We start from the raw sequence: 12,154 nt of genomic DNA on the forward strand, positions 1-12,154 counted from the left end.
ATTGCTGCTTCAGGTTCCTTGGGGGGATGGTGTTTCACTGGGCACCAATACAGATTCCACGTGGGTATTGACGGGCCAGCCAGAGATGAGCGCCTGCGGTAGTGTATGGGGTTTGGGATTGTGCAGCAAATAGATGAGGCGATCGCCGGGCTGCCATTCTTCATTCGCTCGGACAATGCGCAGCCCCTCGGGACGCTCCACCAATAGCGGCAGAACTTTTCCGGAGCGGATCAGCGCATCAAGGTGATCCCGTTGCAGATGGGATTGCTCCTCCTCGATCACCAGTTCACCAATCCGTACTGCCTCAGTCGCGATATATTGATTCCACGCTTTGATCGAGAGTTGGGAGGTAAAGGCCGCACTCATGCCGAGGGGGCACTCCTCAAGACTCAGGGCAGCTAAGACCCGGGGTGGGTGAAATTCCTCGAGGACTCGCTGCGCTAAAACAGCATTGACTTCAGTATTTTTGGTAACGGCCAAGTAGGTTCCCAATTGGGTAATCCCCGCCTCCTGCAGAATATTTAAGTCAAGGGCACTGCTAAGGTACACCGGCACGTGTTCTTTGCGGGCAATTTCTACGGCTTCGGCATCGGTGTCAATCATCACCACTTCTTCACCGCGATCGCGCAATAGTCGTGCGAGAAGACGACCCAAGGGAGTACACCCAGCAATCAATACCCCAGAGGCTCCTTGTGCCCGCACATTGAGCTTGGTAGCAACCCAGCGGGCTGTTAAGCCTTGGGCAAAGACCGTCATCAAAATCGTCAGGAACACTTGGGCTTTGATGGCATCACCGCCACTGATCCCAGCATTGGTGAGGGTAATGGCAAACAACGATGCCACCGAGGCAGCAACAATCCCCCGCGGGGCAATCCAACTCAAAAAAGCCTTTTGCTGCCAGCTTAGATCACTGCCCCAAGTACACACCGCTACCACCAAGGGGCGAATCACCAGCATTAACCACAGAACGGTCAATATCCCCGCCCCCCCTAGCTCCCTTAAGCTAGCAATGGACAGATCAGCGGCTAAAAGCACAAAGAGCACTGAAATGGAGAGGGTACTGAGTTGTCCTTTGAACCGCCGCAACAGCCGCTCGCCGGGTACTTCACACCAGCGCAGCATCAGCCCAAACACAACAGCAGTCATTAGTCCCGATTCACTCACCATTTCCTGGGAGAGCCACACCAGCCCCCACAGTACCGCCAACACCACCAGATTTCGTAGCTCGTCCTCTAAAAACCACGCCCAGCGCAAAAATCGGCTCAAGAGCCAGCCGCCAACACCGCCGATGACTGCCCCAGTGGCCAGTCGCTGTGCCATTCCCGTGGCGATCGCCGCCACCCCGAGGTCTTGCTCTAGCACCACATTCAGCACCACCACCGCCAAAATAGCGCCGATGGGATCAATTAATACCCCTTCCCCTTCAAGGATGACCGCCAGCTTGTGCTCAACCCCCACCTGCCGCAGCAGCGGTCCTACGACCGTGGGCCCGGTCACAACCACAAGCGAGGCGTACAAAAAGGCAATGCGCCACGGAAAATCACCAATCCAGTGAGCCACCATCGCACCCGCGACAAGGGTGATTAAGCCCCCTACAGTCACCAACTTCCAGAGGCTACCGGTAATATCTTGATCGGCACGGCTGAGGTCTAAACTTAATCCCCCCTCAAACAGAATGAGCGCTACACACAGGGGCACGAGTACCTCTAGGCCGTCCCCCAATATGTCCGGATGCACTAACCCCAAACCGCTGGGGCCGCAGAGAATTCCAGCCAACAATAGCAGCACAATGCTGGGCAGGCGTAACCACTGGGCAGCGACTTGCGCACCAATGCCCAGAACGACTGTGATAACAAACAAACCAGTCAGTTGGGTACTACTGTCCATGGCGACCTCCGCACGTCCTCAGTCTCGGCGTTCAGGGATGGATTGACGGGGAAACGTTTCTCCTTGCTCTACGCTAGGTACCGGCTCAGAGCTGCCAATTGTGATACGCAATCCAATCATTCCGTGAGGCAAGCATGATAACAGCATACTGGAAGTCTTTAAGAACTGCCAATTTCAATCAATCCTGTCAGGACGATAGCGTTGCCGCCCCCGCCACCACAGCCATGCGGCTGCAAGACACAGGGTGCAGTTGCCGACAAAGGTGAGAATTGCTTGCAGATCCACAAGCCATGCCAGACGAGGGGCATTATCGAAGTAATGCCATGTACAGGCACACATCGCACTAACAAGCGCCGGCAGCATTGCCCAGGCTAACCATCGCCAGCCTTCTTGGGGGCGGTATCGATGGAGTTGCTGCACAAACCAGATGGCGGCTATCCACTCAAGGACACTGGAAATATGAATAACCCACGTGGGGAGAGAAAGCGCGTGCATTAGGCATCCGGATAGATGAGAATCTTGTAGGTGTCGGCGGTGGGGGAGACGGCCTGCTCGACGGCCTCAGCCAGCTTTGCCAAGGGATAGCGATCGCTGATGAGGGCATCCACATCAATACGACGATTAAAAATAATGTCACTGGCCAAGGACTGAAGGCGATAGGAGGAACTATAGCTGCCGAGGAGATCGATTTCCCGGCGATAAAGAACATTGGGATTGAGGGGAATCTCCACTTCATCGGGAAATTCAGCAAAGAAGAGAATTTTGCCCCCCTTGCGGGTGCACTCCAGGGCTTGAAAAAAGGCGCTCTCGCTCGGAACGGCCAACAAACTGACATCCACCCCTAATCCTTGGGTGAGCGCTTGAATCTTGGCATTGAGATCCGCATCCCGGGCATCAAAGGCAGCAGCAGCACCCACTTCTTTGGCTTTAGCAATGCGGGAGGGGAGTAAATCGGTGGCGATCGCCCGTGCCCCAAACAGATTCACCAGCATAATAAACATCAGACCAATTGGTCCGGCGCCGGTAATCAGCACCGTTTGACCGGGGGCAATCCCCGCCTTCTTGACCGCCTTCAGGCAGCAGTTCGTCGGCTCCACAAAACTAGCTTGCTCATCGCTGATGTCCTCAGGAATTGGAATCAGCCCACCGTGCTGCACAATGTGACCGGGAACCTTCACGTATTCAGCAAACCCACCGCCGCTGGGAATAAACCCTGCGGTTGTTGTAATCGTTTTATAGACATGGCACATCGAATAGTTTTCATTCAGGCAGTAGGTACAGTGCATACAGGGGATGTGGTGCATCACCACAACCCGCTGGCCCACCTGCCAGCCCTTTACCGCTGTCCCCACGGCAGCAATTTCCCCGGCTGTTTCGTGCCCGAAAATGCGCGGTGGCTCATAGAGAGGGTAGCGGATTTTTTTAATGTCCGACTGGCACAACCCCACCACCTTAACCCGTACCAGCACCTCATCCGCTGCAATTTCCGGAATGGGTAACTCCTCGTAGCTAAGCTGGTTCACCCCTCGGAACACCTGTGCTTTCATCGCTAGTGGCTGACCTACTAACTCGTCACCCCTAAGATAATCGCCAGTGGCACGCACAGCAAGTGACGGGTAGCGCGACCCCTACATAGCCTATACGTATAGTGCGGTAAAGTAGAAAAGTATCTACCCGTTATTACGTGTACTGTTTTTGTGACTTTACCTGCTGCCACCTGCCGCCGCCTGCTGAATTTACCCCAATTCCCAACGGTGTGGGTTGGTGGAGTCTGTGCCTTTGTTGCTGATGATACCGAAGCCTACTGCGGTGCATGGCTAGATGCCAACAGTCAGTCTGTTCGCAGCATGGAAGTTGTGGAGCACCCCTTTAGCAAGCAACAACTGATGCGGCTGTTGGTGCAGGCAATGGAGCACCCCCATCCCAAAAATTCCCCCTGCCGACCGCAGACAATTATTGTTAACGATTTAGAACTACAGTTTTTCTTGCGGGGTATCCTCCTTCCCCTCGAAATTGAGGTGCAGTACAGCAAAGATATTCCTTTGCTACAGGAATTTTTTGCCTTTATGGAGTCAGAGTTAATTGACGAGGCAGAAGAGCAAGACGTCCTGCCACCGGAATACGCAGAGCTTTTTCCACCTAAAGTCAAAGCCTTTGCTGAACTCGATCTTTGTCAGCATCTATGTAATATGCAACCCCTAAAACTCTACTGTGAGTCTTGGGAGTCGCCCACATTGGTTGCTCTGTTTATTAATCGCGAAAGCGAAAGCATGAACCGCGAGTTTGGTGTCATGCTCTATCGGGGGGAAAACGCCTTTTGGGACTTTTGGCAGCGAGCCATGACGGAACCGGCTGTTGCTGAGGAGGATGACGACGACGAGTACGACGACCCCAGCCTTTTAGATCAAGATTGCCTCCTGCTTAATTTTGAAGTTGCCGATACCGTCGATGCCCTAGACCACGCCTTCTTTCAACTGAAGGGGCAATATTACATGTTTGATGTGGGCGTTGTTCATCCCCTGGAAGGGGTGCGCCACTTCTTTGCCCCTGAAGAAGCGGAAATGGTCTATGTGGTGCTGGATGCCCTGATCCAGTTTTGGCAGCGGCACGGTAAAAAGTTCCGTCGCAATGCTTATCCAAGTATTGAAATGCCCTTGACCATTTCTTCCCCGCTCCACTCTGCCCTGAGCTATCAGGTGCAAGTAAGTACTGACCCGGACTTACTGGAGCAGATGCAGCAGGATATGGCCGCTAAGGAGCAGGAGTTAGCACCTGTTGAAATTAAAACTATTCCAGCAGACTTCTACACGCTCTTTCGGTTTGAAACGCCAGAGTCTCTTACCGAATTGCGCCAAGCAGTAAGCTATTATCAGCCCGGGACAGTCCCTGCCACCGTTGAGCGCTACCCCATCCTCATCATCCAAACCACAAAGCCCCAAGCCCTAGCGATAGCAACGGCGCTTGCTGCTGAGGGAGGGGTGCACCATCTGACCCTTGTGTCCCATGGTGATCGTAGCTTTGACTCTCTTGTACTGCTGCAAACGAACGCAAATCATTTCTGGATGTGTCAGACCCTCAGTTCAGGGGAGGTGGCAGAGCTGGACGAATGGTTGAGGGCGATAGCAAAGGGCAAGGGAGCCTGTGGGCTAGCCATTGCCTATGGAATGTCTGGCAAAACCCTGCGCCATCCCACCCTGAAACAGATGGTGGGCTTTTATGAAGTGTTTCTGCAGCCGAACCACATCGATCGCGATCGCCCCCCCACCCCCCAGCCCATTGAACGCCGTAAATAGCCCAATCCGTTCTGAGCTAACAAAATCATGACTGCGCCCGCACCACGGATTCTATTACTTCAGGCTCGCGGGGATGCACTGACCCAGGCAGAAGAGCTAGCAGAGTTCGTGGAGTTTAGCGGCCTAGATCGCAGTCAATTTACGGTATTAAACGGCTTTGAGTGTCCTGATTTTGCCCCCAGTTGTATTCAAGGGTTTGACGCGCTGTTTATTGGCGGCTCTAGTGATGCAACGGTACTCAAGCCGCAGGTGTACCGCTTTGTGCCCCCTGCTATGGCCTTGATTTTGGCCTGCATCGAGCAGGATATTCCGGTGCTAGCCTCCTGTTTTGGCTTTCAGTTGGCGGTACAGGCGTTGGGCGGCGAGGTGATTGTGGATCGCGATCGCATGGAGATGGGCACCTATGCGATGTATCTCACACCAGAGGGAGAGCAGGATCCACTGTTTCAGGGGTGTCCCAATCCCTTTTTGGCGATTTCTGGGCACCAAGAGCGCGCCCTCAGGCTGCCCCAAGGAGCGATTTTACTGGCCTACAGTGAGCGCTGCCCCTATCATGCCTTTCGCTTGGCGGGCAAACCCTTCTATGGGTTTCAGTTTCACCCGGAGGTGAATGATCGGGATTTGATTGCCCGGATCACCCGCTACTGCGATCGCTATCATTTAGACGGTCATGCCTTAGCTCGCCTCAAGGACAGTGCTCAGCCCACCCCCCATGCCAACCGCCTCATTCAGCGTTTTGTGGAGGTGGTGCTCGGCTACTCGCGGGTGGAATCGCAAAAGATTCTAAGGGAGATGGCTTAGGATCTCAGCCATTTGCGCTTCGAGGGTGGTGCCCAGCACCCACAGGGCATTGGGTTCTTGGCGAAACCAAGTGCGCTGACGCTTAGCAAACTGTTGGGTATGGCGCACGGTTAACTCAATGGCCTCGGTTAAGCTGATCTCTCCCCGCAAGTATTGGCGCATTTCCCGGTAGCCCAAGGTATCGAGCAGAGGTAGATCATCCCCGTACTGTGCCTGTAACCGCCGAATTTCTGCGAGCCACCCCTGAGCCAGCATCTGGTGAGTCCGCTGGGCAATCCGCTGGCGATCGCCCCCGCCAAGGACGAAATACCACACCGGATAGTCTGGCGGCTGCCGCTGCTGTTGTTGAGTCAGTGGTATCCCTGTGGTGTAATAGACCTCCAGCGCCCGCAAGGTCCGCACCTGATCGTGGGGATGGATGCGCTGCGCTGCTTGGGGATCCACCTGCTGGAGCCACTGATAGCACTGGGATTGGCCGTAGTGGCGTAATTGGGCGCGCAAGTCTGGCTGCGGTGGCACATCGGGCATCCGTAACCCTTGGGTAATGCTGCGGATATACAGCCCAGTTCCCCCAACTAGCACTGGGGTAATGCCCTGAGCGTGGTACTCGGCAATCAACCCTTGCGCCTGTTGTTGATAGGTACCTAGGGTCAAGGGGTCGGTGGGGTCACAGATATCCAGCAAATGGTGGCGCACCCGCGCTTGATCTGCCGCCGTTGGCTTGGCGGTGCCAATATCAAAGCCACGATAGACTTGCCGCGAATCGGCACTTAAAATCACTGTGTCGAGCACCTCGGCGAGGGCGATCGCCAAGGCCGATTTCCCCGTGGCTGTTGCCCCCGCGATAACAATTAAGCCTGCATCCCCCACACAAATACAGCCTGAAAATTTCCTAGAATCGCCTATAACCCTTCCATGTTAAAATTTAGGTCAGATTTAACCTGAGGGCAAGCCAAACCATTATTTGCCCCACTGACATCGCAGTTAGGGAGTTGTCATGACCGCCGAGTATTCTTCTGCCCAGTTACGGGTGCTCAAAGGCCTTGAACCAGTGCGAACCCGTCCGGGAATGTACATCGGTAGTACAGGCCCCAAAGGACTCCATCACTTGGTATATGAAGTGGTGGACAACGCTGTTGATGAGGCCTTAGCAGGATACTGCTCCCTTATTTTAGTGCAGATTAATGCGGATGGCTCGGTCACCGTCACCGATAATGGCCGTGGGATTCCCACCGATACCCATCCAGATACCGGCGTGTCTGGGGTGGAAACGGTGATGACGGTTCTCCATGCGGGTGGCAAATTTGGGGATGGCGGCTACAAGGTCTCCGGTGGGTTGCACGGTGTTGGGGTCTCTGTCGTCAATGCCCTCTCGGAATGGCTGGAAGTCACGGTGTGGCGGGGTGGCGCCATGCACCGTCAACGCTACGAGCGGGGGGTGCCCATCACTGCCCTTGAGAAAACACCGGATACCACCCAGCGCCGAGGCACATCCGTCACCTTCTTTCCCGATCGGCAAATTTTTACTGAAACCATCGACTTTGATGCCAAAGTCCTGATGACTCGCCTGCGGGAATTGGCCTATCTCAATGCTGGTATTCAGATTGAGTTTCAGGATTTACGCCCCACCCCTCCTCTGCGGGAAACCTATTGCTACGAAGGCGGCATTCGCGAATACGTTCGCTATATGGTGCAGGAAAAAGACCCCCTGCACCCAGAAATTATTTACGTCCAAGGGGAAAAAAATGATGTGCAGGTAGAGGCAGCGCTGCAATGGTGTGCCGATGCCTACAGCGAGAACTTGCTGGGATTTGCCAACAACATTCGTACTGTGGATGGGGGCACCCACATGGAGGGGTTGAAGGCCGTCCTCACCCGCACCCTCAATACCTTTGGCCGCAAGCGGAATAAACTCAAGGAAAATGATGCCAATTTAGCGGGGGAAAATATCCGTGAAGGCTTAACCGCCATTATCTCGGTGAAAGTTCCCAACCCCGAATTTGAAGGGCAAACCAAAACCAAACTGGGCAATACTGAGGTACGGGGGATTGTGGACTCCATTGTGGGGGAAGCCCTCACCGAGTACCTTGATTTTCACCCCAGTGTGACGGATACCATCCTCGAAAAAGCCATTCAGGCCTTTAATGCCGCAGAAGCCGCCCGGCGAGCGCGGGAAATGGTGCGACGCAAGTCGGTGTTGGAGTCGTCAACCCTGCCCGGTAAGCTGGCAGACTGTAGCTCCCGAGATGCATCGGAATCGGAGATTTTCATTGTGGAGGGCGACTCTGCGGGAGGCAGCGCCAAGCAAGGGCGCGATCGCCGCTTTCAAGCGATTCTACCGCTACGGGGCAAGATCCTGAATATCGAAAAAACCGATGATGCCAAAATTTACAAAAACAACGAAGTGCAAGCCTTAATTACCGCCTTGGGCTTAGGGGTCAAGGGGGAGGAATTTGATCCAGATAAGCTGCGCTACCACAAGGTGATCTTGATGACCGATGCGGATGTGGATGGCTCCCATATCCGTACCCTTCTGCTGACCTTTTTCTACCGCTATCAACAAGAACTTATTAACCGTGGGTTTGTGTATATTGCCTGCCCTCCCCTCTATAAGGTGGAGCGGGGGCGACAGCATTTTTACTGCTATAGCGATCGCGAACTGCAACAGCAACTGGCTACGTTTCCGGAGAATGCCAACTACACCATCCAACGCTTTAAGGGACTAGGGGAAATGATGCCTGCGCAGCTATGGGAAACTACCATGAACCCCCAAACCCGGATCCTGAAGCTGGTGGAAATTGAGGATGCGGCTGAAGCCGACCGCATTTTTACAATTCTCATGGGCGATCGCGTCGCACCCCGGCGCGAATTTATTGAGACCTATGGCCCACAGTTGGCCTTGGAGAGTCTAGATATTTAATTTTTGATGCTTAAATAAAAAAAACTGCCCGTAGGCTAGAAAACCAGTGGGTGACCTGCACCCCGTTCTCGATATTCTAGGTTGAGCAGCACGCATGACAAAAACAGCATGGTTGTTTCCCGGCCAAGGCTCGCAGCACAGCGGTATGATGGCGGATTTACTGGAGGCCTATCCCCCCACTCAGGAGCGCTGTGATCTGGCAGCATCGATCTTAGGCTGGTCGGTGCTCGACTGCTGTGCCGGAACCACGGGTAATTTAGATCAAACCCTTTATACGCAGCCGAGTCTGTTTGTGGTGGAGAGTCTGTTGGTGGATGCCCTCAAAGACCGTGGCGCAACAGCAGACGTTGTGGCAGGCCATAGCTTAGGGGAGTACGTGGCGCTGTATGCTGCCGATGTCTTTGACTTTGTGACGGGTCTGAAGCTGGTGCAAAAACGCGCTGAACTGATGAATGCTGCCGGGGGCGGCAAAATGGTGGCGCTCATTGGCTTTGATCGCGATGCGCTGTTGGCGGCGATCGCCACCACCCCTGATGTCGTGCTGGCCAACGATAATCATCCCGGGCAAGTGGTGATCTCAGGCACCCCTGCTGCCGTCGATAGCCTCCTGACCCAAGTCAAGGTGAAGCGGGCGGTGCCCCTCAATGTCAGCGGTGCCTTTCACTCCCCCTTTATGGCAGAAGCGGCGGCGGAATTTGCCAACGTCTTAGGGAACTGTACCTTCCACGATGCAGTGATGCCGGTCTTAAACAATGTGGAGCCCCACCCCACAACCGAGGCCAGCGTTATTAAAGAGCGCCTACGCCGGCAAATGACGGGTTCCGTTCGCTGGGTAGAGACCTGCCATGCCTTGGCTACCGCAGGGGTGACCCAAGCTTTAGAAGTCGGGCCGGGGGCTGTCCTAGCAGGCTTAGTCAAGCGCACCACCCCAGACATTAATGTGACGGGAGTTTGCTCCATCGCTACCTTGCCCGCCTAGGAGTCGTCGCTGTGCCCCGCGATCGCGAACCCTTCATTAGTCTGGTGTTGTACCATCTGTTCAAGTGGTCAGTGGTCAGCCCCGTGCTGCACACCTACTTTCGCGGGCGCATCTATGGCGCGCACCACGTTCCCCAGCGGGGGCCGTTGGTGGTGGTGGCCAATCATGCCAGCTACTTTGACCCTCCCCTGATTTCCAACTGTGTCCGGCGACCTGTGGCGTGGATGGCGAAGGAAGAACTCTTTCGCGTGCCTATTTTGCGCACCCTGATTCGGTGGTATGGTGCCTATCCCGTCAAGCGGGGCGCCAGCGATCGCCGTGCCCTGCAAGCGGCTTTGCACGCCCTCGATCAAGGCTGGGTCGTAGGCGTCTTTCTCGAAGGCACCCGCACTGCGGACGGTCGCATCTACGATCCCAAGCTGGGGGCGGCGCTTATTGCAGCTAAAGCCCAAGCCCCCCTGCTGCCAGTATGCCTGTGGGGCACTCAGGAGATCCTTGCCAAGGGGCGATTTCCCAGACCCGTGCCAATTACTGTCCGCATTGGTGAGCCGATTGCCCCTCCCTTAAGTGGCGATCGCCATCACCTAGAAGCCACTACCCAAGACTGCTGCCGCTGCATTAACGCGCTGCACGCCCAAGGCCGCTAGAGCAAGCCCTCTTTCGTGGCCATAACCTTCATTAAGTCCACCACGCGATTCGAGTAGCCCCACTCGTTGTCATACCATGCCACCACCTTGAAAAAGTTGCTGTTTAACTCAATGCCAGCGGTGGCATCAAAAATACTGGAGCGGCCATCCCCAATAAAGTCGCTGGAGACAACCGCCTCCTCGGTATAGCCCAGAATGCCATTGAGTTCCCCTGCGGCGGCAGCCTTCATCGCAGCACAGATCTCGGCATAACTGGTTGCTGTCTCTGTTTTGAAGGTCAGATCCACCACAGACACATCGGGAGTAGGCACCCGAAAGGCCATCCCCGTTAGCTTACCCTTCAGTTGCGGGAGCACCAATGTCACCGCCTTGGCCGCTCCGGTGGAGGCAGGAATAATATTTTGGCCAGCACCGCGCCCACCGCGCCAGTCTTTCTTACTGGGGCCATCCACAGTAGGCTGGGTGGCAGTTACCGAGTGGACGGTGGTCATTAACCCTTCCGCCACGCCAAACTGCTCGTGGAGCACCTTAGCCATTGGCGCCAGACAATTCGTTGTGCAACTGGCATTGGAGACCACAACATCCACCGCCGGATCAAAGGTATCGTGGTTCACACCCACCACAATGGTTTTTACCTTATCCGCATCCTTCGTCGGAGCCGAAATGACGACGCGCTTTGCCCCTGCCTGGAGGTGCTGAGTCGCTCCCTCAAACCCCGTAAACAGTCCGGTTGACTCCACAATATAATCTGCTCCCACTTTTCCCCAAGGCAATTCGGCGGGGTTGCGTATAGCGGTGCAGGGAATAAAGCGGCCATCAATCTCAATGCCATCGCCCGTTGCCTTGACACTGCCGCCATAGATACCGTGGGTGGAATCGTACTTAAACAGGTAAGCAAGGTTATCCGCAGGAACGAGATCGTTAATGCCGACAAATTCGATAGTGTTACAGGCTAAGCCAGCCCGTAGAACTAGGCGACCAATGCGGCCAAAGCCATTAATGCCAACTTTTAGAGTCATGGAGAATCTCCTGAGGCAACAACAAGATTAATCAAGATTAATAGCGGGGTAGGGTGGGATCAACCGCAGTAGCGTAGGCATCAATGCCACCGACAATGTTCTTGACATTGCAAAAGCCCTGCTGCACAAGCCAGTGACCCATTTGGGCGGAGCGTACCCCATGGTGACACAGCACTAGGGTTTCTTTGGCCGGATCAAGAATCTGGCAAATTTGGGGTGACCACTCGGCAAACTGGCTCAGGGGTAACAACCTAAAGTGAGGGAGGTGGGCGATCGCCCACTCTGAGGGTTCACGAACATCGACAAGTTGCAGCACCTGCGCCTCACTAGCCAGCCGCTGCGCCAGCTCCTTCACGCTAATTTGCCCCAGCATCATCCCTTCCCCAAATCATCCCCCGATTGTGCCAGAGGATGCCAGCGATCCCAGGTGAACTACCGCTCATCATCGCTACGCGATAGATAAGCGGCTTCCTTGTTCAACGGGGACAGCATCTAGCAAAACCGAAGTTTTACCAGATGTCTTACGTCCCCTCCCAAAGGCAGTAGAGCTAGTTCCTAACTCCAATATCCGCAAGGCTTCATTTCTTATGTTGATTGCAGATCGGAAG

At 54.8% G+C, this 12,154-nt stretch carries 11 protein-coding genes; 5 read left to right on the forward strand and 6 right to left on the reverse strand.

Going from position 1 to position 12,154, the window contains the following annotated elements; genetic code table 11:
- Positions 1-9: 9 nt before the first annotated feature.
- The 3 genes from L5220_RS09770 to L5220_RS09780 form a co-directional block, all read right to left on the reverse strand.
- Positions 10-1,887, reverse strand: coding sequence for a cation:proton antiporter (locus L5220_RS09770; protein ID WP_499573304.1), 1,878 nt, complete (start codon positions 1,885-1,887; stop codon positions 10-12).
- 174 nt (positions 1,888-2,061) lie between these two features.
- Positions 2,062-2,382 (reverse strand): DUF2499 domain-containing protein, encoded by a 321-nt coding sequence (locus L5220_RS09775; RefSeq protein WP_099798497.1) that lies wholly within the window; start codon positions 2,380-2,382, stop codon positions 2,062-2,064.
- Positions 2,382-3,434 carry a zinc-dependent dehydrogenase gene (locus L5220_RS09780; RefSeq protein ID WP_099798498.1) on the reverse strand — a complete coding sequence of 351 codons (1,053 nt, stop codon included), beginning with the start codon at positions 3,432-3,434 and terminating at the stop codon, positions 2,382-2,384. The genes L5220_RS09775 and L5220_RS09780 overlap by 1 nt, the downstream gene beginning before the upstream one ends.
- A 150-nt stretch (positions 3,435-3,584) precedes the next feature.
- Here L5220_RS09780 and L5220_RS09785 point away from each other — a divergent pair, with 150 nt between their 5' ends.
- Both L5220_RS09785 and L5220_RS09790 read left to right on the forward strand, forming a co-directional pair.
- Positions 3,585-5,180: a DUF6930 domain-containing protein gene (locus L5220_RS09785; protein WP_499573307.1), complete on the forward strand. Its 1,596-nt coding sequence runs from the start codon at positions 3,585-3,587 to the stop codon at positions 5,178-5,180.
- Between the two features lie 27 nt (positions 5,181-5,207).
- A complete protein-coding gene (locus L5220_RS09790; protein ID WP_499573309.1) occupies positions 5,208-5,981 on the forward strand; it encodes a type 1 glutamine amidotransferase in 774 nt (257 codons plus the stop codon).
- On the opposite strand, the gene miaA is transcribed toward L5220_RS09790, so the two are convergent.
- Positions 5,964-6,851, reverse strand: a complete 888-nt coding sequence (miaA, locus tag L5220_RS09795) for a tRNA (adenosine(37)-N6)-dimethylallyltransferase MiaA (protein WP_499573310.1) — start codon at positions 6,849-6,851, stop codon at positions 5,964-5,966. The genes L5220_RS09790 and miaA overlap by 18 nt on opposite strands.
- A 127-nt stretch (positions 6,852-6,978) precedes the next feature.
- Here miaA and gyrB point away from each other — a divergent pair, with 127 nt between their 5' ends.
- The 3 genes from gyrB to L5220_RS09810 all read left to right on the forward strand — a co-directional run bounded on the left by gyrB (position 6,979) and on the right by L5220_RS09810 (position 10,527).
- Complete coding sequence (gyrB, locus tag L5220_RS09800; RefSeq protein ID WP_099798502.1) at positions 6,979-8,901, forward strand: DNA topoisomerase (ATP-hydrolyzing) subunit B; 1,923 nt, start codon at positions 6,979-6,981, stop codon at positions 8,899-8,901.
- Positions 8,902-8,995: 94 nt separating this feature from the next.
- Positions 8,996-9,880, forward strand: a complete 885-nt coding sequence (gene fabD / locus L5220_RS09805) for an ACP S-malonyltransferase (protein ID WP_499573311.1) — start codon at positions 8,996-8,998, stop codon at positions 9,878-9,880.
- Positions 9,853-10,527, forward strand: coding sequence for a lysophospholipid acyltransferase family protein (locus L5220_RS09810; protein ID WP_227517580.1), 675 nt, complete (start codon positions 9,853-9,855; stop codon positions 10,525-10,527). Before fabD ends, L5220_RS09810 begins: the two co-directional genes overlap by 28 nt.
- On the opposite strand, the gene gap is transcribed toward L5220_RS09810, so the two are convergent.
- On the reverse strand, positions 10,524-11,546 hold the full coding sequence (gap, locus tag L5220_RS09815) for a type I glyceraldehyde-3-phosphate dehydrogenase (RefSeq protein WP_499573312.1): 1,023 nt from the start codon (positions 11,544-11,546) through the stop codon (positions 10,524-10,526). The genes L5220_RS09810 and gap overlap by 4 nt on opposite strands.
- A gap of 37 nt (positions 11,547-11,583) precedes the next feature.
- Positions 11,584-11,922 (reverse strand): rhodanese-like domain-containing protein, encoded by a 339-nt coding sequence (locus tag L5220_RS09820; protein ID WP_227517581.1) that lies wholly within the window; start codon positions 11,920-11,922, stop codon positions 11,584-11,586.
- Positions 11,923-12,154 lie beyond the last annotated feature (232 nt).

This window comes from Synechococcus sp. PCC 6716 (assembly GCF_022570815.1).
Lineage (GTDB): Bacteria > Cyanobacteriota > Cyanobacteriia > Thermosynechococcales > Thermosynechococcaceae > Thermosynechococcus > Thermosynechococcus lividus.

Coding starts and splice junctions, on each gene's coding strand:
- L5220_RS09770 (WP_499573304.1), bottom strand. CDS start 1,887: ATGGACAGTAGTACCCAACTGACTGGTTTGTTTGTTATCACAGTCGTT.
- L5220_RS09775 (WP_099798497.1), bottom strand. CDS start 2,382: ATGCACGCGCTTTCTCTCCCCACGTGGGTTATTCATATTTCCAGTGTC.
- L5220_RS09780 (WP_099798498.1), bottom strand. CDS start 3,434: ATGAAAGCACAGGTGTTCCGAGGGGTGAACCAGCTTAGCTACGAGGAG.
- L5220_RS09790 (WP_499573309.1), top strand. CDS start 5,208: ATGACTGCGCCCGCACCACGGATTCTATTACTTCAGGCTCGCGGGGAT.
- gyrB (WP_099798502.1), top strand. CDS start 6,979: ATGACCGCCGAGTATTCTTCTGCCCAGTTACGGGTGCTCAAAGGCCTT.
- fabD (WP_499573311.1), top strand. CDS start 8,996: ATGACAAAAACAGCATGGTTGTTTCCCGGCCAAGGCTCGCAGCACAGC.
- gap (WP_499573312.1), bottom strand. CDS start 11,546: ATGACTCTAAAAGTTGGCATTAATGGCTTTGGCCGCATTGGTCGCCTA.
- L5220_RS09820 (WP_227517581.1), bottom strand. CDS start 11,922: ATGATGCTGGGGCAAATTAGCGTGAAGGAGCTGGCGCAGCGGCTGGCT.